At 63.3% G+C, this 25143-nt stretch carries 26 protein-coding genes; 16 read left to right on the plus strand and 10 right to left on the minus strand.

The genetic code is table 11. The features are described from left to right. Positions 1-71: 71 nt before the first annotated feature. From H620_RS0113490 to H620_RS0113500, 3 genes are all read right to left on the minus strand, one after another. On the minus strand, positions 72-716 hold the full coding sequence (locus H620_RS0113490) for an oxidoreductase (protein ID WP_027907494.1): 645 nt from the start codon (positions 714-716) through the stop codon (positions 72-74). 27 nt (positions 717-743) lie between these two features. Then, entirely contained in the window at positions 744-2477 is a 1734-nt protein-coding gene (locus tag H620_RS0113495) for a C13 family peptidase (protein ID WP_023382540.1), read from the minus strand. Between the two features lie 69 nt (positions 2478-2546). Further along, positions 2547-3002 (minus strand): MaoC family dehydratase, encoded by a 456-nt coding sequence (locus tag H620_RS0113500; protein WP_027907495.1) that lies wholly within the window; start codon positions 3000-3002, stop codon positions 2547-2549. A 143-nt stretch (positions 3003-3145) separates the two neighbouring features. Here H620_RS0113500 and H620_RS0113505 point away from each other — a divergent pair, with 143 nt between their 5' ends. The 3 genes from H620_RS0113505 to H620_RS0113515 are packed head-to-tail and all read left to right on the plus strand — an operon-like array spanning position 3146 to position 4824. Continuing rightward, positions 3146-3511, plus strand: coding sequence for a CidA/LrgA family protein (locus H620_RS0113505; RefSeq protein ID WP_023382538.1), 366 nt, complete (start codon positions 3146-3148; stop codon positions 3509-3511). After that, a complete protein-coding gene (locus H620_RS0113510; RefSeq protein WP_023382537.1) occupies positions 3508-4224 on the plus strand; it encodes an LrgB family protein in 717 nt (238 codons plus the stop codon). The genes H620_RS0113505 and H620_RS0113510 overlap by 4 nt, the downstream gene beginning before the upstream one ends. Before the next feature lie 9 nt (positions 4225-4233). Continuing rightward, positions 4234-4824: an LON peptidase substrate-binding domain-containing protein gene (locus H620_RS0113515; protein ID WP_023382536.1), complete on the plus strand. Its 591-nt coding sequence runs from the start codon at positions 4234-4236 to the stop codon at positions 4822-4824. Between the two features lie 109 nt (positions 4825-4933). On the opposite strand, the gene H620_RS0113520 is transcribed toward H620_RS0113515, so the two are convergent. Both H620_RS0113520 and H620_RS0113525 read right to left on the minus strand, forming a co-directional pair. Further along, positions 4934-6250, minus strand: a complete 1317-nt coding sequence (locus H620_RS0113520; protein WP_023382535.1) for a bifunctional DedA family/phosphatase PAP2 family protein — start codon at positions 6248-6250, stop codon at positions 4934-4936. 3 nt (positions 6251-6253) lie between these two features. Continuing rightward, entirely contained in the window at positions 6254-6946 is a 693-nt protein-coding gene (locus H620_RS0113525; protein ID WP_023382534.1) for a DNA-3-methyladenine glycosylase, read from the minus strand. 286 nt (positions 6947-7232) lie between these two features. Between H620_RS0113525 and H620_RS0113530 the strand changes: the two genes are divergently transcribed. The 13 genes from H620_RS0113530 to H620_RS0113590 all read left to right on the plus strand — a co-directional run bounded on the left by H620_RS0113530 (position 7233) and on the right by H620_RS0113590 (position 19551). Next, the gene (locus H620_RS0113530; protein WP_023382533.1) at positions 7233-8504 is read left to right on the plus strand and encodes a glutamate-5-semialdehyde dehydrogenase; all 1272 of its coding nucleotides are present in this window, start codon (positions 7233-7235) and stop codon (positions 8502-8504) included. Continuing rightward, complete coding sequence (gene nadD / locus H620_RS0113535) at positions 8473-9165, plus strand: nicotinate-nucleotide adenylyltransferase (RefSeq protein WP_049818785.1); 693 nt, start codon at positions 8473-8475, stop codon at positions 9163-9165. The genes H620_RS0113530 and nadD overlap by 32 nt, the downstream gene beginning before the upstream one ends. 43 nt (positions 9166-9208) lie before the next feature. Beyond that, the gene (gene rsfS, locus H620_RS0113540) at positions 9209-9628 is read left to right on the plus strand and encodes a ribosome silencing factor (protein ID WP_023382531.1); all 420 of its coding nucleotides are present in this window, start codon (positions 9209-9211) and stop codon (positions 9626-9628) included. A 9-nt stretch (positions 9629-9637) separates the two neighbouring features. After that, the gene (gene rlmH, locus H620_RS0113545; protein WP_023382530.1) at positions 9638-10105 is read left to right on the plus strand and encodes a 23S rRNA (pseudouridine(1915)-N(3))-methyltransferase RlmH; all 468 of its coding nucleotides are present in this window, start codon (positions 9638-9640) and stop codon (positions 10103-10105) included. Between the two features lie 17 nt (positions 10106-10122). Continuing rightward, the gene (gene mrdA, locus H620_RS0113550; protein WP_023382529.1) at positions 10123-12012 is read left to right on the plus strand and encodes a penicillin-binding protein 2; all 1890 of its coding nucleotides are present in this window, start codon (positions 10123-10125) and stop codon (positions 12010-12012) included. A 38-nt stretch (positions 12013-12050) separates the two neighbouring features. Further along, positions 12051-13154, plus strand: a complete 1104-nt coding sequence (gene rodA / locus H620_RS0113555; protein ID WP_049818786.1) for a rod shape-determining protein RodA — start codon at positions 12051-12053, stop codon at positions 13152-13154. Positions 13155-13171: 17 nt separating this feature from the next. Then, complete coding sequence (mltB, locus tag H620_RS0113560) at positions 13172-14182, plus strand: lytic murein transglycosylase B (protein WP_023382527.1); 1011 nt, start codon at positions 13172-13174, stop codon at positions 14180-14182. Then, on the plus strand, positions 14182-15183 hold the full coding sequence (locus H620_RS0113565) for a septal ring lytic transglycosylase RlpA family protein (protein ID WP_023382526.1): 1002 nt from the start codon (positions 14182-14184) through the stop codon (positions 15181-15183). The genes mltB and H620_RS0113565 overlap by 1 nt, the downstream gene beginning before the upstream one ends. Before the next feature lie 156 nt (positions 15184-15339). Beyond that, positions 15340-16500, plus strand: coding sequence for a D-alanyl-D-alanine carboxypeptidase family protein (locus tag H620_RS0113570; protein WP_023382525.1), 1161 nt, complete (start codon positions 15340-15342; stop codon positions 16498-16500). Positions 16501-16575: 75 nt separating this feature from the next. Further along, entirely contained in the window at positions 16576-16851 is a 276-nt protein-coding gene (locus H620_RS0113575) for a DUF493 domain-containing protein (RefSeq protein WP_023382524.1), read from the plus strand. After that, on the plus strand, positions 16851-17498 hold the full coding sequence (gene lipB / locus H620_RS0113580) for a lipoyl(octanoyl) transferase LipB (protein ID WP_023382523.1): 648 nt from the start codon (positions 16851-16853) through the stop codon (positions 17496-17498). Before H620_RS0113575 ends, lipB begins: the two co-directional genes overlap by 1 nt. A 2-nt stretch (positions 17499-17500) precedes the next feature. Further along, positions 17501-18517: a lipoyl synthase gene (gene lipA, locus H620_RS0113585; RefSeq protein WP_023382522.1), complete on the plus strand. Its 1017-nt coding sequence runs from the start codon at positions 17501-17503 to the stop codon at positions 18515-18517. Between the two features lie 95 nt (positions 18518-18612). Continuing rightward, positions 18613-19551: a S66 peptidase family protein gene (locus tag H620_RS0113590; RefSeq protein ID WP_027907496.1), complete on the plus strand. Its 939-nt coding sequence runs from the start codon at positions 18613-18615 to the stop codon at positions 19549-19551. A 240-nt stretch (positions 19552-19791) separates the two neighbouring features. Here the strand turns inward: H620_RS0113590 and H620_RS0113595 are convergent, their stop codons facing one another. From H620_RS0113595 to H620_RS0113615, 5 genes are read right to left on the minus strand one after another with little or no spacing between them, the layout of a single operon-like run. Continuing rightward, positions 19792-20856: a 2,3-butanediol dehydrogenase gene (locus H620_RS0113595; protein ID WP_238346505.1), complete on the minus strand. Its 1065-nt coding sequence runs from the start codon at positions 20854-20856 to the stop codon at positions 19792-19794. A 54-nt stretch (positions 20857-20910) separates the two neighbouring features. Next, complete coding sequence (locus H620_RS0113600) at positions 20911-22017, minus strand: acetoin dehydrogenase dihydrolipoyllysine-residue acetyltransferase subunit (RefSeq protein WP_027907497.1); 1107 nt, start codon at positions 22015-22017, stop codon at positions 20911-20913. Next, positions 22014-23036: an alpha-ketoacid dehydrogenase subunit beta gene (locus H620_RS0113605; RefSeq protein ID WP_023382518.1), complete on the minus strand. Its 1023-nt coding sequence runs from the start codon at positions 23034-23036 to the stop codon at positions 22014-22016. Before H620_RS0113605 ends, H620_RS0113600 begins: the two co-directional genes overlap by 4 nt. A gap of 32 nt (positions 23037-23068) precedes the next feature. Then, a complete protein-coding gene (locus tag H620_RS0113610; RefSeq protein WP_027907498.1) occupies positions 23069-24046 on the minus strand; it encodes a thiamine pyrophosphate-dependent dehydrogenase E1 component subunit alpha in 978 nt (325 codons plus the stop codon). Positions 24047-24068: 22 nt separating this feature from the next. Continuing rightward, on the minus strand, positions 24069-25124 hold the full coding sequence (locus H620_RS0113615; protein WP_023382516.1) for an ATP-NAD kinase family protein: 1056 nt from the start codon (positions 25122-25124) through the stop codon (positions 24069-24071). Positions 25125-25143 lie beyond the last annotated feature (19 nt).

The following is a 25143-nucleotide window of genomic DNA, read 5'->3' on the forward strand; positions in this document are numbered from 1 at the left end:
AGGTCTGCTGCCTAAAGTGCCGAGAAGGCGTGTGCGAGCGGTTTCACCCGCGCAGAAGCCCTCGGCGGCGCCTACTTCTTGCCCAGCCTTCGCAACTCGTCGGACTCGATAATCCGCACGCCGTCCTCTTCCTCCAACGCCAGCCGCCAGAGCGCCCGCGCCAGGGTGCAGGCTTCGATGCCCCGGTACTTGCCTGGGATCAGACGGGCAAATGGCGACGCCAATCGTTCGCCAAGCCGCGGCTCGACACGTTCGCCCAGCAGCAGCGACGGCCGTACGATGGTCAGTTGCGGCCAATCCTGGGCTTTGAGGGCTTCTTCCATTTCACCCTTGACCCGGTTGTAGAAAATCGACGACTTGGGATCGGCACCCAGGGCGCTGACCACCAGCAGGTGCCGAGCGCCCATTTCCCGGGCACGCTTGCTGAATGCCACGACCATGTCCAGGTCGACCGCGCGGAAGGCGGATTCGGAGCCCGCTTGCTTGAGGGGGGTCCCCAGGCAACAGAAGGCGATGTCGACCCGGCCGGCCAGCTGGGGGAGAAACACTGCAGGGTCGCCGACCGGGTTTTCCAGGTGTGGGTGCTCGGCCAGGGGGCGGCGGGTAGGCGCCAGCACGCGGCTGATGGTGGGTTCGTTGAGCAGGCGGTCGAGCAGGTGTTCACCCGTCAGGCCCGTGGCTCCGGCAAGCAGGACATGCTGAGGCGTCAAGTACATGATGTCTCTCCCTTGTTACACACAAGCTTAGTGGTTGCCGGGCTTTTTTGCCTGCTCCCCCACAGGGGCTTGTGCCGCGTTACGTAAGGCTTCCTCGGCCTGCTGTCGGCGCAACTGCTGCCAGTGTGCCAGTACTGCGGGTGGTGCCCATATCTGAGGCTCCGAGGCTTCGAAACCTTCCCTTCGTTCACGTTCGGCAACGCTGGTCCGGGCCAGTTCAAACGCCAGTTTCAAATCGTCGGTCTGGTTCAGCGCCTCGGCGAACAGGGCGTCGCCAAAGTAGGTGAAATCCGCTTCCTCGGAGCAGCCGAAGGACACCCGATCGGCACGTGCCGCGGTCATGATGACCGTCCGATCATCCTTGAGCGGGGTGATGTAGCCACCGGAATAGCAGGCGGAGATGACGATCACCTTGTCGCGTTCCTTGAGCGGAGCCAGTGCGCTGGCCAGTTCATCGGCGGACAGGTCGGCCAGTTGCAGGCGCGGCTGGTCGAGTACCAGTTGGTGGTCCTGGCTGCCATGGCTGGTCAGGTAGATGAACACCAGGTCCTCCGGGCCGCTGCGCTCGGCGAGGATGCGGGCGGCACGGGTGATGTTCTCGCGGGTGGCCATGGGGCGCGTGGTCATGTGGTCGCGATGGTTGACCAGGGTGACTTGGCCCCGGGCGCCGAAGCGCACCTTGAGCATGTTGCTGACATAGTCTGCTTCGCGCAGGAAGACGCTTTGCTGGCCATCGCCGCCAACCACCAGGCTGTACAGCTGAACGGGCGGGGCGGAGCGAGGTACCTTGGCCAGGGCGTCTTCCAGCAGGCGGCCCTGATTGAGCAGGGCCAGGTCCAGCGGGTCGGGCAGCAAAGTGCCTTTCTGATCGCGCACGCGCACACCGTTGACCCAGTACCCGGCCTCGACCTTGCCATTGGCCTGTATCAGCTTGCCGCGGCCGTGATAGGCGTCATTCTGGAAACTGCCGATATAACGGCTGCCATCGGCCAACTGCAGGTTGCCCTGGCCAGACAGGCGCCAATCGACGAAGTTGCCCTTGTAGTGGCTGCCATCGCTGCCCAACAACTCACCTTCGCCGCTGAGCGATCCATCCTTGAACTCGCCGATCCAGACATCGCCGTCGGCGTTTTCATAGCGCCCTCGGCCTTCCAGGCGGTTGTCCTTGAATTCGCCGATGTACTGTTCGCCATCGACGCTGTCGTAGGTGCCGCTGCCTTGCAGCAGGCCGTCGACGAAACGGCCGCTGAACTGGTTGCCACTGGCATCGCTGCGCACGCCCGCCCCGTTGGGCTTGCCCCTGGCGAACAGGCCCTGGTAGCGGCTGCCATCGGCCAGTTCCAGTTCGCCGGCGCCTTCGTACAGGTCGTCCTTGAACTGGCCGCGGTAGGTCTGGTCGGCTTGCTTGAGCGTGCCCTCGCCGTCCCGGCGGCCATGGCTGAAGGTGCCGGCATAATGGCTGCCAGGCGTCGTCAGGTCGCCCAGCCCCTGGAACAGGCCTTCGGCGAATTGCCCTCGATAGACCTCGCCGTTGCGTCCATGCCACTCACCTTGGCCGTGCCATTGGCCATCCTTGAACGTGCCGGCGTACCAGCTGCCGTTGGGGTAGTCGATACGCCCTTCGCCCTGCAGCAAGCCATTGACCACTTCACCGCGGTAGCGCCCTCCGTCAGGCAGACGTGCATCCGGCGGAAGAAGCGATTCGCCATCACCGCAGGCAGCGAGTAACAGGGTCAGGGCTAGGGGGAGCAGTGGACGCATGGCGGGATCCGGGCAATAGATCTGCCGAGTATGCCGCAGAATGGGCCGCTTTGCGGCCCTGATGAGAGGTCAAACGAAACAGAGCGACAGCGGCTCGGCGATGTAGGCCGGTTTTTCTTCGCCCTCGATTTCCAGTGTGACGGTGGCCTTTAGCAGCCACTGGCCTGGTTTCTTCTCGAGGGCATCGACCAACTCGACTTTCAGGCGCACCCGGCTGTCGACTTTCACTGGCTGGATGAAGCGCACGCTGTCCAGGCCATAGTTGACGACCATCTTCAGGCCCTCTGGCATGACCAGAATGTCTTCCATGAGCTTGGGGATCAGCGAAAGGGTCAGGAAACCATGGGCGATGGTCGTGCCGAATGGGGTTTTCGCGGCTTTTTCCGGGTCGACATGGATGAATTGAAAGTCGCCGGTGGCCTCGGCGAACAGGTTGATGCGCTGCTGGTCGATCTTCAACCACGCGGAGCGCCCCAGTTCCTTACCAACGTACTGCGAAAGCTCTGTAACCGGTACATAAGGCATCGCGACTCTCCAAGTTGTCTTTTGGTACGAAGGTGCAAGATCAGCACGATGAACCGTTCCAGTCAAGTTGCCAGCTTTTCGGCGAATATCGGCTTATCAGTCGGGCGTGCTTATAATGGCCGCCATGCCCGAAGGAGATGCTTATGCTGTTGCGTGGTTTGACCTGGCTAGTGCTGTTTCAGCTGCTGGGTACGGCGATCAACCATTTGTTCGTGCCGATCCTGCCGGGGCCGATCATCGGTCTGCTGCTGTTGTTGTGCTTCCTGATGGCCCGCGGTGAAGTGGGCCAGCCGTTGAACGAAGCGGCCAGCAGCCTGCTGCGCTACTTGCCGCTGTTGCTGGTGCCACCAGCGGTGGGGGTGATGGTGTATGCCAAGGATATCGCCGCCGATTTCTGGGCCATCGTGGGTGCTCTGTTCATTTCTTGCCTGGTGACCCTGGTGTTCGTCGGCGTGCTCATGCAGAAGCTCATGCAGCGCCAAGGCCAGCGCGGCGAGGAGCGGCCATGAACCTCGATTGGCAAGGCGCGCTCGATGCTGTTATCCATCACCCGCTGTTCGGCATAGGCATCACGCTGGGGGCCTACCAGATCGTGCTGGCCGCCTATGAGAAGACTCGCTGGATCTTCCTGCAGCCAGTGCTGGTGTCGATGGTGCTGGTGATCGGCGTGTTGCTGACCTGCGGCATCGATTACGCCGAATACCGCAAGAGCACCGAAATCATGAACATCCTCCTGGGCCCGGCCACGGTAGCCTTGGCGGTACCGCTGTATCTGAACCTTCGACGGATCCGGCAGTTGTTCTGGCCGACATTTACTACGCTGGTAGTCGGAGGCTTGTTCGCGACTGTGGCCTGCCTACTGCTGGGCAGGTGGTTTGGCGCCGAACACATGATTCTGATGACCATGGCGCCGAAGTCGGTGACCTCGCCAATCGCCATGCTGGTGGCCGAGCAGATCGGCGGCGTGGCAGCGTTGGCGGCGGTGTTCGTGTTGATTACCGGGGTGATCGGGGCGATCTTCGGCCCGGCCTTGCTGACCCGTTTCGGGGTCCACAACCCCGAGGCGCGCGGCATGTCCCTGGGCGTCACGGCGCACGCCGTGGGGACCTCGGTGGCCTTGCAGGAAAGTGACGAATGCGGCGCCTTCGCAGCGCTGGCGATGAGCCTGATGGGCGTGGCCACGGCAGTATTCCTGCCCTTGGCCGTCAGCCTGGTGGCCTGAGGAGTTGTGATGACGCTACCGCTGTTTCCCCTCAATACCGTGCTGTTTCCCGGCTGCCTGCTCGACTTGCAGATCTTCGAAGCGCGCTACCTGGACATGATCGGGCGCTGCATGAAGAAGGGCGAAGGTTTTGGAGTGGTCTGCATCCTGGAAGGCGAGCAGGTCGGCAAGGCGCCGCCAGTGGTCGCGTCGATTGGCTGCGAAGCGATGATTCGCGATTTCGTGCAGCAGGAGAACGGCCTGCTGGGTATTCGTGTGGAAGGTGTTCGACGCTTCGAGCTGAGCCAGACCGAGGTGCAGAAGGACCAGTTGTTGGTCGGGGAAGTCAATTGGTTGCCGGAGCAGGCCGACAGCCCTTTGACCGAGCACGATGATGACCTGCTGGCGTTGCTGGTGGCCTTGGGTGAGCACCCGATGGTCGAAGCTCTGGACATGCCTCGGGAGGTCGATGGGCGGCAGGCCTTGTCTAATCAGCTGGCGTATCTGTTGCCGTTCATGGAGGAGGACAAGCTGGACTTGCTGGCGATCGACTCGCCTCAGGAGCGGTTGGCTGAAATCCAGAAACTGCTGGAGCGCATCCAGGGCGAGCTGTTTGCCTGAAGGTCATCGATTCGAGCAAGGCCCCTCACTAGCGTAGGAGCGAGCCTTGCTCGCGATGCGCCGCACCGGCGGTGCGCGCTCTCACAGGCGCCAACAACCCCCGCCAGGCTCAATACTGATACCGCAACAACGCCTGAGGCAGCGCATGCAGGGCAAAGAACGCCAGTAGCGCGATACAGGCCGGCAACACCAGCCACCACACTCGCAGCGGCAAGGCACCCAGCGGCTGGCGGTGCTGGGCCAGCGTCAGGCTGACCGCGCAGACGCAGCAAGCCAGCAATGCGCCGGCCAGAATATCAGTCGGCCAGTGCGCCCCCAGATACACTCGCGACAGCGCAATGGCCAGGGCAGGAATGCAGCCCAGCAGCACCCAGGTCAGGCGCATCCTCGGTGGCTGCCCGCGTCCGGCCAGCAACGCCAGCACCACGAAGAATGCGAACGAGGCCGAACTGTGCCCGCTGGGCATGCTGTAGCTGGTCAATGGGTCGGTCAGCACCTCAGGTCGAGCCCGGGCGAACAACCATTTCAGTGTGCCGTTGGCAATGGCCGTTCCCATCAGTGCGCCGCCGGCAAACAGCGCATGGCGCCATTGGCGGGCAAGCAGCAGCAAGCCAGTGAGCAACCCTCCGAGGAATAGCTGGGTACGGAAATCGCCCAGGCGGGTCACCAGCACCACGGCGCCATCGATGACCTGGCTGCGGTGCTCCTGGACCAGGCTCATCACGCCTTGATCGAACTCATGCAGATAAGGCCAGCCAAGGAACAGTCCCAGCAGCGCCAGGAAGCTCAGGCCGGCGATCAGCCGTGTGCCATGACGTTGATCGCGAATGCTGCTGCTCAGACTCAGACCGATCAGCACCGCAAGGCTGCCGCCGATGATTCCTGCATCCAGCCAGAAGCCTTCCGGCAGAGGCAGGCGCATGGCCGCACCGGTGGCCCAGCCTGGCAGCAGGTACGCCACTGACCACCCGGCGCCCGCCACCAGGCTGACGGCAATAAAGCGCGGCAGGGGCATGTCGAACATGCCCGCGACCATGGGCAGCATCGGGCGCAGCGGGCCGATGAAGCGGCCTACCAGCAGGCTGGCGATGCCATAGCGTTGGAAGTAGTTTTCGGCGCTGCCAATCCATTCCGGGTGGTGGCGCAACACGGGGAGGCGGCGGATGTTCTGGTGGAAGTGCTTGCCGATCGTGTACGAAATTGCATCGCCGAGCAGGCCGCCCAGGAAACCGAGCAGCAGCGTTTCGCCAAGGCCGAACGTGCCGCTACCCGCGAGCACGGCGACGGCGAACAGCAGCACGGTCCCTGGCACGATGATGCCGGCGATGGCCAGGCACTCCACGCAGGCCACCAGGAAAATTGCCAGACCAAGCCACTGAGGGTTGGCGCTGAGCCAGCCAGTCAGGCTATCGAGCCATTGGCCCATCTATCAGCTTCCTTGTTCGAGAGTGAAGAAATCATGCCCTTCGACTTGTCCCCGGCGCAGCGGGTTCCGGGTACAGAAGCGGGCGTACTCGGCGTCGACGAAGCGGTACGGCAGATGCTCGTCGCGGCCTGTGGGAATGCCCAGTCGGGCGCATTGCACAATCCGAGGGACCTGTATGTCGCAGTCTTCGACATAGAGGTTTTCGGGGTCGAAGCGTTGGGCGTCCCAGCGCGGTACCTTCAGGCCCAGCGCCCGGCACAGCAGCGTCTGGCCCGCACACAGGCGCTCGGCCGGGCGCAGGTTGCCGCTGGCATCGGGGTTGTTCAGTTGCATCCGTGCCAGGCTGTTGGCATCCGAAAGGGCGTCCACCCACGGATAGCCCGACTTGATCAGCACCGCATTGCCTGGACCCTGGGCGCTGAAATTCAGCGAATCGCCGCCGCGGGCGTAGTACATGTAGATGTGCCCGCCATCGAGAAACAGTGCCTTGCGCTTGTCTGTGTAGCCGAGCGAGGCGTGGCTGCCTTTGTCGGTCAGGTAGTAGGCCTCGGTTTCGATGATGCGCGCCGCCAGCCACAGGTCGCCGTGGCGATGGCGGATGACTTTACCCAGCAGGTCCTTGGCGAGCGTCTGGGCGTCGCGGTCGAAGAAGCTGTCGGGCAGGGCGCGGGCAGGGCAGGGTGCGGTAGCTGGCATGCTGGCGGTTCGTCGTTTCAGAGGCGGCGATGATAACAATGATTGGCTTAACCGAGGCTGAAGCTGAGGAAATGCCGTCGCATCGCGGCAAGTCAGTCCAAGGCCCGGTAGAGCCGGCTTGCCGGCGATCAGGTCGAGGTGGCTTGAAGCAATTTCGATAAGAGCGGTTACATCTTTCCCAGGCATTCCCCGCTACCATTTTCTACCATCCGCCACCCGCCGCTGGGCGTATACCTGCGCGACAGTTATAATCAGCCGATTTCCCCTTCGCCAAGACACCGAACCCATGACTGAGTCCGTTCTTGACTATATGACCCGTTTGGGTCGCGCTGCTCGCCAGGCCTCCCGGGTGATCGCCCGTGCCAGCACCGCGCAGAAAAACCGCGCCCTGCAAGCTGCCGCCGATGCGCTGGATGCTGCCCGTGACGAGCTCGCCGCAGCCAACGAACTGGACCTGGCCGCCGGACGTGCCAATGGCCTGGAGCCAGCCCTGCTGGACCGCCTGGCGCTGACCCCGGCGCGTATCGACGGCATGATCACCGGCCTGCGCCAGGTGGCCAGCCTGCCGGACCCGGTCGGTGCGATCCGTGACATGAGCTACCGCCCGTCGGGCATCCAGGTGGGCAAGATGCGCGTGCCGCTTGGTGTGATCGGGATCATCTACGAGTCGCGTCCCAACGTGACCATCGATGCTGCCAGCCTGTGCCTGAAGTCGGGTAACGCCACCATCCTGCGCGGTGGTTCCGAGGCCATCCACTCCAACCGCGCCATCGCCACCTGCATTCAACGTGGCTTGGCTGAGGCCGGCCTGCCGGCGGCGGTGGTGCAGGTGGTCGAGACCACCGACCGCGAAGCCGTGGGCGCCTTGATCAGCATGCCGGAGTTCGTCGATGTGATCGTGCCGCGTGGTGGCCGAGGGCTGATCGAGCGCATCAGCCGTGACGCCCGGGTCCCGGTGATCAAGCACCTCGACGGCATCTGCCACGTCTATGTGGCCGAGCATGCCGACCTCGACAAGGCCTGGCGTGTGGCCTTCAACGCCAAGACCTACCGTTATGGCATCTGCGGGGCGATGGAAACCCTGTTGGTCGACCAGCGCGTGGCCGAAGGCTTCCTGCCGGAAATGGCCCGCCGCTTCGCCGAGAAAGGGGTCGAGCTGCGCGGTTGCGAACGCACCCGGGCGCTGATCGATGCCAAGCCGGCCACCGAGGACGACTGGCACACCGAGTACCTCGACGCGATCCTGTCGATTCGAGTGGTCGACGGCCTGGACCAGGCCATCGAGCACATCAACCACTATGGCTCGCACCATACCGATTCGATCATCACCGAACACCAGGGGCAGGCCCGCCAGTTCATGGCCGAGGTCGATTCCGCATCGGTGATGCTCAATACCCCGACCTGCTTCGCCGATGGTTTCGAATATGGCCTGGGTGCTGAGATTGGCATTTCCACCGACAAGCTGCATGCTCGCGGCCCGGTCGGCCTGGAAGGGCTGACCTGCGAGAAGTACGTGGTGATCGGTGATGGCCAGCTACGCGGCCAGGAGTCCTGCTGAGTTGAGCAAGGCCCAGGCAGTCCGGCGCATTGGCGTTCTAGGCGGCACATTCGACCCCGTGCACATCGGCCACCTGCGCAGCGCGCTGGAGGTTGCCGAGTTCATGGCGCTGGATGAGTTGCGCCTGCTGCCCAACGCCCGGCCACCGCACCGCGACACCCCGCAGGTGGCGGCGCAGGACCGGCTGGCGATGGTTCGCGAGGCGGTTCAAGGCGTCGCATGCCTGAGCGTGGATGCCCGGGAGCTGGAGCGCGACAAGCCGTCGTACACCATCGATACCCTGGAGTCGATCCGTGCCGAGCTGGGCGCTGCCGACCAATTGTTTCTGGTGATGGGTTGGGATGCCTTCTGTGGCCTACCTAGCTGGCATCGCTGGGAAGAGCTGTTGCAACACTGTCACATCCTGGTGCTGCAACGCCCGGATGCCGACGTAGAACCCCCTGACGAGCTGCGCAACCTTCTGGCGGCGCGCTCGGAGAGCGATCCCACCGCCATGTCCGGCCCGGCGGGGAATATTTCGTTCGTCTGGCAGACGCCGCTTGCGGTGTCGGCTACTCAGATCCGACAGCTGCTGGCCAGCGGCAAGTCGGTGAGGTACCTGGTGCCGGACGCCGTACTGGCCTATATCGAGGCGCACGACCTGTACCGTGCCCCTAACTGACGGTGCCGCAGGCACCTCACCTAACGAGTTGAAAGAGTTTTTTATGAGCAAGCAGAAAATCAATGGCGAAGAGCTGGTCGAGCTGACCAAGGCAGCGCTGGAAGACGTCAAGGCCCAGGACATCCAGGTCATCGACGTGCGCGACAAGCACAGCCTGACCGACTACATGATCATTGCCACCGGTACCTCCAATCGTCAGATCAACGCGATGCTGGAAAAGGTCCGTGAAGCGGTCAAGGCCAAGGGCGCTCAGCCTCTGGGTGAAGAAGGCAAGGGCGACAGCGACTGGGTGCTGCTGGACCTGAACGACGTCATCGTGCACATGATGACCGCCGCTGCCCGTCAGTTCTATGACCTGGAGCGTCTGTGGCTGGGCGCCGAGCAGAGCCGTTCGGCCGATGGCAAGCACCACAGCCCGGAGAACAGCCACGACTACTCCGACAAGCTCAAGGATCGGGAATAAGGAAGCGTCGTGCGTCTGCGCCTGATCGCGGTCGGCTCGCGCATGCCCAAGTGGGTCGAGGACGGTTGGCATGAATATGCCAAGCGCCTGCCCCCTGAGCTGTCGCTGGAGCTGGTGGAAATCCCGCTGAACACTCGTGGCAAGAATGCCGACGTCGCCCGCCTGATCCGTCAGGAGGGCGAAGCCATGCTGAGCAAGGTTCAGCCTGGGGAACGCATCGTCACGCTCGAGGTCCATGGCAAGCCCTGGAGCACCGAGCAGTTGGCGACCGAGTTGGACCGCTGGCGCCTGGACGCGCGCACGGTGAATTTGATGGTGGGTGGCCCGGAAGGGCTGGCGCCTGAAGTCTGTGCACGCGCCGAGCAACGCTGGTCGCTGTCGCCGTTGACCCTGCCGCACCCATTGGTAAGGATACTCATCGGCGAGCAGATCTATCGCGCCTGGACCGTGCTGTCCGGGCATCCTTATCACAAATGAGCCTGTAAGCCCGCCCGATGTCGCAGCCGATCCGTCTCAAGGACCACGAGAAAGACGCCCGCCTGGTGCGCAACCGCGTCGTGGTCGGCGCGGTTGCGATCATGTTGCTCATCTGCGTGCTGATCGCGCGGCTGTACTACCTGCAGATCATCCAGTACGACTATCACTCGACGTTGTCCGAGAACAACCGGGTGCATGTCCAGCCCATCCCGCCAACGCGGGGGCTGATCTTCGACCGCAATGGCGTGATCGTCGCCGACAACCGGCCCAGCTTTAGCCTGTCCATGACCCGGGAACGTGCGGGTAACTGGCAGGAAGTGCTGGATACCATCGTCGAAGTGCTGGAATTGACGCCCGACGATCGCGCGCTGTTCGAGAAGCGCATGCGCCAGGGTCGCAGGCCGTTCGAGCCGGTGCCGATCCTGTTCGAGCTGAACGAAGAGCAGATCGCTCGCGTGGCGGTCAACCAGTTCCGCCTGCCTGGCGTGGAAGTGGTTGCGCAGCTGGTGCGCCACTACCCGCAAGGTGCGCACTTCGCCCACTCGGTCGGCTATGTCGGGCGCATCAACGAGAAAGAGCTCAAGTCCCTCGACCCGGTGAACTACAGCGGTACCCACCACATCGGCAAGACCGGCATCGAGCGCTTCTACGAAGCCGAGCTGCATGGCCAGGTAGGTTACGAGGAAGTCGAGACCAACGCCCGTGGCCGTGTGCTGCGGGTGCTCAAGCGCACCGACCCGAAACCGGGCAAGGACATTGTCCTGAGCCTGGATATCAAGCTGCAGGAGGCTGCCGAGGCAGCGCTGGGTGGCCGGCGTGGCGCGGTGGTCGCGCTTGACCCGCGCACCGGCGAGGTGCTGGCGATGGTCAGCCAGCCAAGCTTCGATCCGAATCTGTTCGTCACCGGCATCAGTTTCAAGGCCTATGCCGAGCTGCGTGACTCGATCGACCGACCACTGTTCAACCGCGTGCTGCGCGGTTTGTATCCGCCTGGCTCGACCATCAAGCCTGCCGTGGCCATCGCCGGCCTCGACAGTGGCGTGGTCAACGCCAGCAGCCGGGTGTTCGACCCGGGTTACTACCAGTTGCCCAACTACGACCACAAGTACCGCAACTGGAACCGCACCGGCGATGGCTGGGTCGACCTGGATACCGCCATCATGCGTTCCAACGACACCTACTTCTACGATCTTGCCCACAAGATGGGCATCGACCGGCTGTCGAGCTACATGAATAAGTTCGGTATCGGGCAGAAGGTCTCCCTCGACATGTTCGAGGAATCGGCCGGCCTGATGCCGTCCCGCGAGTGGAAACGCGCCACCCGTCGCCAGGCCTGGTTCCCCGGTGAGACGCTGATCCTGGGTATTGGCCAGGGCTACATGCAGGCCACGCCGCTGCAGCTGGCGCAGGCCACCGCGCTGATCGCCAACAAGGGCGTGTGGAACCGTCCGCACCTGGCCAAGACCATCGAAGGTCAACCCCCGGTGGACGACAACCCCATGGAGAACATCGTCCTGCGTGACAAGTCCGATTGGGCCAAGGTCACCCATGGCATGGAACAAGTGATGCACAACGCCCGAGGTACAGCACGCAAGGCTGCCCTGGGTGCCCAGTATCGGATTGCCGGCAAGAGCGGTACCGCGCAGGTGGTAGCGATCAAGCAAGGCGAGAAGTACGACCGCAACAAACTGCAGGAGCGCCATCGCGACCACGCGCTGTTCGTTGCCTTCGCCCCGGCTGACGATCCGAAGATCGTGGTCTCGGTGATGGTCGAGAACGGTGAATCCGGCTCTGGTGTCGCCGCCCCGGTGGTGCGTCAGGTCATGGACGCCTGGCTGCTCGACGAAAACGGCCGGCTCAAGCCTGAGTTCGCGCCTGCCACCGTTGCCCAGGAAACGGCTCAGTGAAGAACAATTTCGATCGCATGCTCTCCAGCGAGGACGTGATGCGTCGACGCGCCAGCTTCCTGCAGCGCATCCACGTCGACGGCCCCTTGCTGGTCATCCTGCTGACCCTCGCGGCCGGCAGCCTGTTCGTCCTCTATTCGGCCAGTGGCAAGAACTGGGACCTGCTGCTCAAGCAGGCCAGCTCGTTCGGCATCGGTCTGGTGTCGATGTTCATCATCGCCCAGCTCGAGCCACGCTTCATGGCGCGTTGGGTTCCGCTGGCCTACCTGGCCGGGGTGTTCCTGTTGATCGTGGTGGACGTCATGGGCCATAACGCCATGGGCGCTACGCGCTGGATCAACATCCCCGGGGTGATCCGCTTCCAGCCGTCAGAGTTCATGAAGATCATCATGCCGGCGACCATCGCCTGGTACCTGTCCAAGCGCACCTTGCCGCCACACCTCAAGCATGTGGCCATCAGCCTGGTGCTGATCGGTGTGCCGTTCATACTCATCGTGCGCCAGCCTGACCTCGGCACAGCACTGCTGATCCTGGCCTCGGGGGCCTTCGTGCTATTCATGGGCGGCTTGCGCTGGCGCTGGATCATCAGCGTACTGGCGGCGGCGGTGCCCGTGGCGGTGGCCATGTGGTTCTTCGTCATGCATGACTACCAGAAGCAGCGCGTGCTGACCTTCCTCGACCCGGAAAGCGACCCGCTGGGCACCGGCTGGAACATCATCCAGTCCAAGGCCGCAATCGGCTCCGGTGGCGTGTTCGGCAAGGGCTGGCTGCTGGGTACCCAGTCGCACCTGGACTTCCTTCCCGAAAGCCATACCGACTTCATCATCGCGGTGCTCGGCGAGGAGTTCGGCCTGGTGGGCATCTGCCTGCTGCTGCTGATCTACCTGTTGCTCATTGGTCGTGGCCTGATGATCACGGCCCAGGCCCAGACCCTGTTCGGCAAGCTGCTGGCAGGTAGCCTGACCATGACCTTCTTTGTATACGTATTCGTCAATATCGGTATGGTCAGCGGCCTGTTGCCCGTGGTGGGCGTGCCGCTGCCCTTCATTAGCTATGGCGGAACTTCGTTGGTGACGCTGCTGTCAGCGTTTGGCGTTCTGATGTCGATCCACACGCACCGCAAATGGATCGCGCAAGTTTGAATAAGGTGAAAATTTTCATGCAAGCAGTGCGTGGCTGGGCTGCCCGTTTTGCGCCCTGGATTGGCGCGTTGGGCCTGTTTGGCGCTGTCCAGCAAGCCAATGCCGGCGATTACGAGGGCTCGCCCCAGGTGGCCGAGTTTGTCAGCGAAATGACCCGTGACTACGGTTTTGCCGGCGAGCAGCTCATGGCCGTGTTCGGCGAGGTCCAGCGCAAGCAGTCGATTCTCGACGCGATTTCCCGCCCTGCCGAGCGGGTCAAGCCGTGGAAGGACTACCGGCCGATGTTCATCACCGACGCACGCATCGCCCGCGGCGTGGACTTCTGGCGCCAGCACGAAGCGACCCTGGCCCGTGCCGAGCAGGAATACGGCGTGCCTGCCCAGGTGATCGTGTCCATCATTGGTGTTGAAACCTTCTTTGGTCGCAACACGGGCAATTACCGGGTCATCGACGCCCTGTCGACCCTGGGCTTCGATTATCCGCCGCGTGCCGAGTTCTTCCGCAGAGAGCTGCGCGAGTTCCTGTTACTGTCCCGCGAGGAGCAACTCGACCCGCTCACCCTCAAGGGCTCCTACGCCGGTGCCATGGGGCTGCCGCAGTTCATGCCCAGCAGTTTCCGTAACTATGCGGTCGACTTCGACGGCGATGGCCACATCAACATCTGGAACAATCCCGATGATGCCATCGGCAGCGTCGCCAGCTATTTCAAGCGCCATGGCTGGGTAGCTGGCGAGCCTGTGGTCAGTCGGGCCCAGGTGGCCGGTACACAGGCCGACCAGGGGCTGACGACCGGCATCGAGCCGGTGAAGACGGTTGGGGAGTTGCGAGCGCTAGGCTGGTCGAGTCATGATGCGCTGCGCGATGATCTGCCAGTGACCGCCTTCCGCCTGGAAGGTGAAAACGGCCCCGAATATTGGATGGGCCTGAAGAATTTCTACGCGATCACTCGCTACAACCGCAGCGTGATGTATGCCATGGCGGTGCATCAGCTTTCGGAACAGCTGGTTCAAGCACGGGGCGTCAAGTAATGCGCGCAATCATCTCTGCCAACTCCTTCAAGTTGCTGACCTGTGTCGCGGTCGGCCTGGCGCTGGCCAGTTGTTCGTCCAGCCGCCCAACCTCCCAGCAGAGCGGTAACGTGGTCCGTTCCCAGCCTGGACTGGATATCAACCGTGCCCACAAGGACGGTGCGCCCTGGTGGGACGTGGACGTGAACAAGATCCCCGATGCCACGCCCACCGTGCACACCGGCCCCTACAAGGCCAACCCGTACACGGTGTTGGGCAAGACCTACTACCCGATGCAAGACGCGCGCAATTACCGCGCCGAAGGCACGGCGTCGTGGTACGGCACCAAGTTCCACGGTCAGAACACCGCCAATGGCGAGCTCTATGACCTCTATGGCATGAGCGCGGCGCACAAGACGCTGCCGCTGCCTGCCTATGTGCGAGTGACCAACCTGGCCAACGGCCGCAGTGTGATCCTACGGGTCAATGACCGTGGACCGTTCTATTCGGACCGGATCATCGACTTGTCCTACGCGGCGGCGAAGAAGCTCGGTTACGCCGAGATCGGTACCGCCCACGTGCGGGTCGAGGGTATCGACCCGCAGCAATGGTGGGCCCAGCGTGGCCAGCAGCCGCCCCTGATGCTCAAGGAGCCTCAGGTGGCCCAGGCTCAGCCGATTCCGGCCAGCACCGGGCGCGTCGAGCAGTGGACGCCGCCGCCGCAGCAGCACGCCGCACCTGTGGTGCCGGTGCAGGTTGGCGGCAACAATGTGCCAAGCGGCAACGGCGGCAGCTTCCTGCAAGTGGGGGCGTTCGCCAACCCGGACGCCGCCGAGCTGCTGCGTTCGAAACTGAGCACCATGGTCAGCGCCCCGGTGTTCATCAGTTCCATCGTGCGTAACCAGCAGACCCTGCACCGTGTTCGCCTGGGACCGATCGGCAGCCAGGGCGAGATCCAGCAGGCTCAGGACAGCATTCGCCTGGCGAACTTGGGGCAGGCAAAGCTGGTCACAGCTGACTGACCCTGTCGACGGCAACAGGGCCGGTACTGAACCATGCCAAACTGTCGGTTTTGTCATGAATTGGCGGGCGCAGGCATGTACAATGGCCGCTTTTGCTGCCGGCCAGGGAACCCTTGCCCTCCGGGCATCAGACCATTAGCGATTTTCGAGAGACGGATGAACATCACCAAGCTTGCCAAACGACTTTGCCTGCCCGTACTGCTGATGATCACGCCTGCCGCTTTCGCGGCGGAGCAGATGATGCCATCGCCACCGCAGCTGGCGGCCAAGTCCTACGTACTCATGGACGCGTCCAGCGGCAACGTGCTGGTCGAGAACAACGGTGACGAGCGTCTGCCGCCAGCCAGCCTGACCAAGCTGATGACCGCTTACATCGCCACCCTGGACATCCGCCGTGGCCAGATCGGCGAGAACGACCCGGTCACCGTCAGCGAAAACGCCTGGCGCACCGGTGGTTCGCGCATGTTCATCAAAGTGGGCAGCCAGGTCACCGTCAGCGACCTGCTGCACGGCATCATCATCCAGTCGGGTAACGACGCCTCCGTCGCCCTGGCAGAGCACATCGCCGGCAGCGAAGACGCGTTCGCCGACATGATGAACAAGACCGCCGCCGACCTCGGCATGAGCAACAGCCACTTCATGAACCCGACCGGCCTGCCGAACCCGGAGCACTACTCTTCGGCCCACGACATGGCCCTGCTGGCGCGTGCGATCATCGACGAGGATCCGGCCCACTACGCCATCTACTCGCAGAAAGAGTTCTTCTGGAACAACATCAAGCAGCCTAACCGCAACCTGCTGCTGTGGCGCGACAAGACCGTCGACGGCCTGAAGACCGGCCACACCGACGAAGCGGGCTACTGCATGGTGGCTTCGGCCGTTCGTGACGGCCAGCGCCTGATCGCCGTGGTGTTCGGCACCAACAGCGAGCAAGCCCGTGCCGCCGAGACCCAGAAGCTGCTGACTTACGGTTTCCGCTTCTTCGAAACCCAGACCTTCTACCAGAAGGGTACCGAACTGGCCCAGGCGCCGGTTTGGAAGGGTGCCACCAGCCAGGTGAAAGCGGGTCTGGCCAACGACCTGACCCTGACTATGCCTAAAGGCCAATTGAAGCGTCTGCAGGCTTCGATGACCATGAACCCGCAGCTCACCGCACCGATCGCAAAAGGTGACGTGATCGGCAAAGTGGAAGTCAAACTGGACGAAAACGTGGTTCACAGCGCCGACCTGATCGCCCTCGACGGCGTCGAGGAAGGTGGTTTCATCCGCCGTATGTGGGATAGCATTCGTCTATTCTTCTACGGGTTGTTCAACTGATACGTGACCTGCCACGCTCCCGCGCATCGTTGCGGGAGCGTTGTTGTTGCCACGGCTTACGAGGCCGTTTCCGCCATGAGCGAAGCTGACGTCAAGTCGCACAAAATCGAATTCCCCTGCGAGGATTACCCGATCAAGGTGATCGGCGATACCGTTGTCGGTTTCCGAGACACGGTGATCGAGATCCTCAGCAAGCACGCCAAAGTCGACCTCCAGACACTGGCCGAGCGCCAGAGCAAGGAAGGCAAGTACACCACCGTGCAATTGCACATCGTTGCCGAAAGCGAGAACCAGCTGCACGATATCAATAGCGCCCTGCGCGCGACCGGCATCGTGAAAATGGTGCTCTGATGCCGCGGTGTCTCGGTTTTCGCGATCTTGGCCTGCAGCCCTATGAACCGGTGCTGGAGGCCATGCGTCGTTTTACCGAGCAGCGTGGCCCGGACAGCCAGGACGAAGTCTGGCTGGTCGAGCACCCCGCGGTCTTCACCCAGGGCCAGGCCGGCAAGGCCGAGCACCTGCTGGTACCGGGCGATATCCCGGTGGTGCAGACCGACCGCGGTGGCCAGGTGACCTATCACGGCCCCGGGCAGTTGGTGGCCTACCTGCTGCTGGATGTACGTCGCCTTGGCTTCGGTGTGCGTGACCTGGTGAGCCGTATCGAGCGCACCCTGATCGACCTGCTGGCCAGCTACGATGTCCAGGCTGCGGCAAAACCCGATGCTCCCGGTGTCTATGTCGATGGAGCGAAAATCGCCTCCCTCGGCCTGCGAATCCGCAATGGCCGTTCGTTTCATGGCCTTGCTCTGAATGTGGACATGGACCTTGCGCCATTCCGCCGAATCAACCCCTGCGGGTACGCGGGGCTGGCCATGACCCAGCTGCGCGACCTGGCAGGTCCGATCGAACTCGACGAGGTCAGGACAAGGCTGCGCGGACAGCTGGTCAAGCACCTCGACTATGCTGAGCAGACGACCCTCACGGGCGGAATCGACTGAATATGACAACTGTGCAAGAAGCCGTGCCGAACCTGACTCCTACCCAGGATTCCACCCCGCGCCCCGCGCCGAAGAAGGTGGAAGCTGGCGTTAAACTGCGTGGCGCCGAAAAGGTCGCCCGTATTCCGGTGAAGATCATCCCCACCGAAGAACTGCCGAAAAAGCCGGACTGGATCCGCGTGCGTATCCCGGTTTCCCCGGAGGTCGACCGCATCAAGCAACTGCTGCGCAAGCACAAGTTGCACAGCGTGTGCGAAGAGGCATCCTGCCCGAACCTGGGCGAGTGCTTCTCGGGGGGGACTGCGACCTTCATGATCATGGGTGACATCTGCACCCGTCGTTGCCCGTTCTGCGACGTTGGCCATGGCCGACCAAAGCCACTGGATGTCGACGAGCCGAAAAACCTGGCCATCGCCATCGCCGACCTGCGCCTGAAGTACGTGGTCATCACTTCGGTGGACCGCGACGACCTGCGCGACGGCGGCGCCCAGCACTTCGCCGACTGCATTCGCGAAATCCGTGCGCTGTCGCCGGGCGTTCAGCTCGAGACCTTGGTCCCGGACTACCGTGGCCGCATGGACATCGCTCTGGAGATCACTGCGCAACAGCCGCCAGATGTCTTCAACCACAACCTGGAAACCGTCCCGCGCCTTTACAAGGCCGCGCGTCCGGGCTCGGACTATGATTGGTCGCTGGACCTGCTGCAGAAGTTCAAGCAGATGGTGCCCCATGTGCCGACCAAGTCGGGCCTGATGCTCGGCCTGGGCGAGACCGACGAAGAAGTCATCGAAGTCATGCACCGCATGCGCGAGCACGACATCGACATGCTGACCCTTGGCCAGTACCTGCAGCCATCGCGCAGTCACCTGCCGGTTCAGCGCTTCGTCCACCCGGATACCTTCGCCTGGTTCGCCGAGGAAGGTTACAAGATGGGCTTCAAGAACGTCGCGTCCGGCCCGCTGGTGCGTTCGTCCTATCACGCTGACCAGCAGGCTCATGAGGCCAAGATCAAGCTCTGATCCTGTGTTGAGTCAGACATGCCGATGCGCGCCGAAAGGCGGCATCGGCATTTTTGTATGAGCATTGTCGGTGAAACACGGTAAGGAGTTACCCAGTGAACAGCGTTGAAACCTTCGAGTCCCGCTTGCTTGCCGCGTTGCCCGTAGGTGCTTGCTTCGCCGTGGTCGCCCCCGCCGGGCCGGCCCGGCTGGATGCGCAAAAAGCCGGCCTGTGGTTTGCCAGCCGGGGCTATCAGTCCCGTATCTATCCGAGCGTCAACCAGGCTCAGGGTTATCTGGCCGGCTCCGACCAGCGTCGCCTGCAGGACCTGCACGATGCATTCGCCGACCCTTCCATCCACGCCATTTTGTGCATGCGTGGCGGTTACGGCAGCATGCGCCTGCTCGACAAGCTCGACTTCGAGCTGATTCGGCGCAATCCCAAGCCGTTGATTGGCTACAGCGACATCACCGCGCTGCATACCGCCATCGGCCGTCACAGTGGGCTGGTGACCTTCCATGGGGCGATGCTCAACGCCGACCTGCTGGGCGCCAAGCTCGAGCCCACCGAATCTTCGCTACTGGCGCAGTTGAACGGGCGTCTGGCGGCGGGCGATGCCATCGTCCATCCGGCAGCCTACCCGTTGAGCAGTGTAGTGCCTGGCGAAGCCAGTGGGCGCTTGGTGGGCGGCAACCTGTCGTTGCTGGGGGCTACGATGGGTACCTTGGCCGAGGTCGATACCCAGGACAGTATCCTGTTCATCGAAGATGTGAACGAGCCACTGTACCGGGTAGATCGTCTGCTGACCCAACTGCGCCTGGCCGGCAAGCTCGAGGGCGTCAAAGGCGTATTGGTGGGGGACTTCGCCGGCGTTACGGTCGCCGCCATGACGCCGCTGCTGGAGGACATCTTCGCGCCGCTGGGTGTGCCTGTACTGGCCGGGTGGCGCAGCGGGCACTGTGACCCGAATGTGTGTCTGCCCCTGGGGGCGTGGGTGCAACTGGACAGCAGCAAGCAGACCTTGGTGCTGCAGCAGGACCTGTTCCGGTCCTGACCGCCATCGTCAGCAGATCATCCCTGCGGCCTTCAGCAGCGGCCTCGACGGGCAAAAGGGGCGCAACGCGCCCCAAGATCCTGATCGCCCAGTGCACCTAGGCTTTGTACGAAAAGCCTTGAAACTCGGTGATGCTGCGTCGAAAACAGCCTCGGAATGCTCATTTACAACCCGTAAACTCCGCTTCCTCGGCTGTTTTCGCCTTGCCTGACCTTCGTCCCAAGACTTTTCAGACAGACCCTAATGCCCGCCCGGTGAAACAATGATCTTCACGTTCTGCTCCTTGTTGTTCACCAATTCTTCGAAGCCGAGCTCGACAATTTGCTCCAGCCCGATTCGCCCAGTCACCAGCGGTCGAATATCCAGACGCCCATCGGCAATGAATGCGATCACATCAGCGAACTCGCCATTGTAGGCCAATGCCCCGATCACCTGTTTCTCGGTGGACACCAGTTCGAAGAAGTTGAACTCGCTGGGCTCCTCGAAAATACCCACCAACACGCACTTACCGGCCTTGCGAATGGCATCGATGGCCAGCTTGGCCGTGTGCTTGTTGCCGATGCACTCGAAGCTCACATCGGCCCCAAGCCCGCCAGTGAGCGCGCGAATCTCGGCCAGGGCATCGCACTGGCTGGGGTCGAGCACCACGCTGGCTCCCACTTCCTTGGCCTTGGCTTTGCGTGCCGAGGACATTTCCAGCGCGATCACCTGAGCCGCACCGGCAGCCTTGGCGCACATGATGGTGCAAAGGCCGATGGTGCCTGCGCCTACCACCACCACGTTCTGTCCCAGCAGGCTGCCGGCCTTCTTCACCGCGTGCATGCCCACCGCCAACGGCTCGATCAGTGCCCCGGCCTCCCGTGGGAAGCCCTGTGGCAACCGATACAGCAAGTTGGCGGGCACATTGACCCGTTCGGCGAAGGCACCGTTGTTCATAAGCCCGGTGAAGGCCAGGCGCTCGCAGATGTTGTACAGGCCATGGGTGCAGTAGTAGCAGGTCCCGCAATGCTGGCAGGCATCCGCCGCCACCGGGTCGCCCACGGCATAGCCTTCGACTCCCTCGCCGAGCTTGGCGATTTCACCGCAGAACTCGTGGCCGAGGATGCACTGGCCCTGGATGCCGGTCAGAGGATGCGGCGCCTCGACCGGGATGAACACTGGGCCCGCCACGTATTCGTGTAGATCGGAACCACAGATGCCGCACCAGTCCACCTTGATTTGCACCCAGCCAGGAGGCGGGTCGGCAGGCAGGGGGACCTGTTCGACACGGATGTCATGGCGGCCATGCCAGACGGCGGCGCGCATATGGGTGTGGCTCAGGTCATTCATGATGATTGTCTCCAGACTCACGCAACGGGATCAGTGCTTGCGCAGGAACGCCAACAGTCGTTCGTTGACCTGTTCGGCTGCCTCCATCTGCACCATGTGACCAACGCCAGGCACGACCAGGACCTCGGCCTCCAACCCTTCGGCATGGGCGGCGGGGATGATCGCGTCCTCGGCGCCCCAGACCACCATAGCCGGGTGCTGGCCAAGCACGCTACGCAGGTCGTACCGTTGCCGGTCACCTTCGGCGATGGCCGAGCGCAGCTGTCTCAGTGCCTGGTCCACGCCTTCCAGGCGCTTGAACTTGAGCATGTCTTCGAGCATCTGCCGGGTGACCAGCGCGGGGTCGGCGAACAGCTGGGTCAGCTGTGGCTTGAGGGCGTTGCGGTTGGTCGCCTCGACGAAGCCGTGAAGGTATTGCCCGTTGATCGCATCGCCCAGCCCGGCGCTGGCGACCAGGCTCAGGCTCGCCACCCGTTGCGGCGCCAGGCGCGCCACGTTCAGGCTGACCGCGCCGCCCATTGAATGCCCGGCCAGATGGGCGCGTGGGATGTCCAAATGGTCGAGCAGGGCGAGCACTGTCTCGCTCAGCTCATCCAGGTCGCCCCGCTGCAGTGCCTTGGCCGACTCGCCATGGCCAGGCAGGTCCAGCGCAATTACCCGGCGTTCGGCGGCCAGGGCCGGATGGTTGAACAGCCAGTTGTTGAGGTCGCCGCCGAAGCCGTGAACCAGCAGCAGCGGGGTGCCACCTTCACCCAGTTCGAACCAGCGCAGCAGGCGGCCACCCACTTCGGCCTTCTGAGGTGCGGGCCCTTGAGCCTGGTCGGCGGCCCCTTCGGCGACGAACTCGGCCTGGAACTGCTGCACCACCGCGTCGATTTCAGCCTCGCTGGCCTGACCTTCCACCACCACGGCAAGCAACGCACCCACCGGCAGGGTTTCGTCGGGTTGGGCGATCAGGCGGCGTAACACGCCACTGAAAGGCGCCTCGACGCTGCTGCTGATCTTGTCGGTTTCAACGTCCAGCACTTCATCGCCCTTGTTGATCTCGTCGCCTTCCTGCTTGAGCCAGGCATCGACCCGGCCCTCGGTCATCGACAAGCCCCACTTGGGCATGGTCAGGGTATGGATCTGGCTCATGCGGCGCTCCTTGCAGCTTCGATTACCTTGCGCACAGCGGCCTCGATCTTCGCGGCATCCGGGATGTACAAGTCTTCGAGGGCGTCGGAAAACGGCACGGGTGTATGGGGCGCGGTGACCATCTCGATTGGGCCTTTGAGCGAGCCGAACGCTTTCTGCGCAACCAGTGCGCTAATGTCGGTGGCCATGGAGCAGCGCGGGTTGGCTTCGTCGATAACCACCAGGCGGCCGGTCTTCTCCACGCTTTCGAGAATGCTGTCTTCGTCCAGTGGGCTGGTGGTGCGCAGGTCCAGCACTTCGCAGTCGATGCCCTGACGAGCCAAGTTGTTGGCTGCCTCAAGCGCCACATGGACCATGCGCCCGTAGGTCACCAGCGTCACGTCGTCGCCGTCGCGCAGGAAGTTGGCCTCGCCGAAGGGCACCGTGTAGACCTCTTCCGGCACCTCGCCCTGCATGCTGTAGAGCAACTTGTGCTCGCAGAAGATCACCGGGTCGTTGTCACGGATGGCCTGGATCAACAGCCCCTTGGCGTCATAGGGCGAGGCGGGGCAGACCACCTTGAGTCCTGGGATGTGGGTCCACAGCGAGGTGAGCATCTGCGAGTGCTGTGCCGCCGCACGCAGTCCGGCGCCGTACATGGTGCGCATCACCAGCGGAGTGACGGCCTTGCCGCCGAACATATAGCGGAACTTGGCCGCCTGGTTGAGGATTTGGTCCAGGCAGCAACCAGCGAAGTCGACGAACATCAGTTCGCAGACCGGGCGCAGGCCTTGGGTGGCGGCCCCGACGGCGGCCCCGACATAGCCGATTTCCGACAGCGGTGCGTCGAGTACCCGGCCAGGGAATTGGTGGTAAAGACCTTTGGTTACGCCCAGCACGCCGCCCCAGGCATCGTCTTCGCCGGGCGCGCCGGCACCGCCGGCAACGTCTTCGCCGATGATGAACACGCTGCTGTCGCGACGCATTTCCTGGGCCAGGGCTTCGTTGATGGCCTGCTGGTAGCTGATCTTTCTTGCCATGGTGGTTCTCCTGTTGTTCTTGTTGTCCGGGCTCAGGGGTAGGTGACGTAGACGTCGGTGAGCAGGTCTGCAGGCTGTGGCTTGGGATCGGACTTGGCACGGCGCACGGCGTCTTCGATCAGGTCTTCGACGCGGGCGTCGATGGCGTCGAGCTGCTCGTTGGTAAGCAATCCGGCGCGGGTGGTCTTGTTGCGGAACTGCAACAGGCAGTCGCGCTGTTCGCGCAGGTGCTTCACCTCGTCCGGGGCGCGGTAGGTCTGCGCATCGCCCTCGAAGTGGCCGTAGTAGCGGCTGAGCTTGACCTCGATCAGCGACGGGCCTTGCCCGGAACGGGCGCGTTCGATGGCGGCAGCGGCAGCCTCGTGCACGGCGAAGAAGTCGAAGCCATCGATGGTGACCCCGGGCATGCCGAAACCGGCGGCGCGGTCGGCGATGTGGTCGCAGGCCACCGACCAGGTCGAGGCGGTGGCTTCGGCGTAGCCATTGTTCTCGGCGACGAAGATGCACGGCAGGTTCATGATCGAAGCCAGGTTCATCGCTTCGAACACCGCGCCTTCGTTGGAGGCGCCGTCGCCGAAGAAGGCCACCGAAACGTCGTCGCGTCCCTTGAGCTTGGCGGCCAGAGCGGCGCCGGCCACCAGCGGGGCACCGGCACCGACGATGCCGTTGGCGCCGAGCATGCCTTTTTCCAGGTCGGCAATGTGCATCGAGCCGCCCTTGCCGCCGCACACGCCGGTCTTCTTGCCGTAGATCTCGGCCATCATGCCGTACACATCCACGCCCTTGGCAATGCAGTGACCGTGGCCGCGATGGGTGGAGGCGATGCAGTCGCTGTCGCGCAGGTGGGCCATGACCCCGGCGGCGGAGGCTTCTTCGCCAGCGTAAAGGTGGACGAAACCGGGGATCTCGCCGGTGGCGAACTCCACGTGCAGGCGTTCTTCGAAGGCGCGGATGGTACGCATCACTTCGTAGGCATGTAGCAACTGTTCGCAGCTCAGGTGAGTGGACATCTTGTTGTTCTCCAGGGTTGTCTCAACACGGGTTTGCAGGGTGCAGCCGATGACCGCGCGGGACGGCCAGCAGGTGGTGCCGTGCGGCATGGGCCAGCACGGCCTCGACATCCACGGTCAGGGGGCCTTGGTGATCGAGGGTAATGGTGGGGTTGTCGCCTTCGGCAAACTCGATTTCGCGCTCGCCGTCCAGGGCCAGGGTGCCGCTGGCGAGGCTCAGGCCATGGGGCACGCCGGGGGCCAGAAAGCCCGAAGCGGTGATGCCGCAACCTTGCAGCAGTCCTGGCGCCAGGGGGGCCAGCAAGGCATGTTCGGCGCCGGGGTTTAGGCGTACCCAGGCACCCTGCGCCGCGTGGCGCGACACTGGGCACCACAGGCCGCACAGGGACGAGAGGCCAATGGCATGGGGTTCGGCGAAGCAGGCAAAGACTTCGCTCAGGTCTTCGCTGCGGCTCAAGGCGCGGGCACCGACGAAGCGCTGAGGCGACACCGCGACTTCCACCAGGGCCCATTCACAGAGGTTCTGCCGCGCTACGTTCACCAGCAGGCGCTTGTTGCGGCGCAGGCTGATCGTGTTCGGCACTTGGCCGCTGGCGAACAGGCCTCCGGCCAGGCCGGCACTGGTGGCTTCGCGCAGCTCGGGGAAAGCGTTATTGGTGCCGGTGGACAGTGTCAGCAGCGGTACGTCCCCGGCATGGGCAGCAACCGCCTTGTGGGTGCCGTCGCCACCGAGCACGGCGATCATGGCCACGCCACGCTCGACCATCAGACGGGTGGCCAGGCGGGTATCGGCGACCGTCTGGGTCAGGGGCAGGTCGAGCAGTTCCAGTGCCGGCCAATGCTGGTCGCGAGCTATCGGGCCATGGCTGGCCTTGAGTACAGCGGCAGCGATACCCGTCATGTCCGTGGGCATCAGCACTTGGCTCACACCGGTGGCACCGAAGGCTGCGAGCAGTCGCTGGATGGCCGAGGCCTTGTCGGTGCTCGAGTAGAGCCCGGCGTTGGCGGTCAGGCGACGCAGGTCTCGGCCAGAGGCAGGGTTGGCAATGATCCCGACAGTCGGGGCAGGTTGCGGCATGGCGCACCTCGTATTCTTG

The organism is Pseudomonas taiwanensis DSM 21245, assembly GCF_000425785.1.
GTDB classification, from domain to species: Bacteria; Pseudomonadota; Gammaproteobacteria; order Pseudomonadales; family Pseudomonadaceae; genus Aquipseudomonas; species Aquipseudomonas taiwanensis.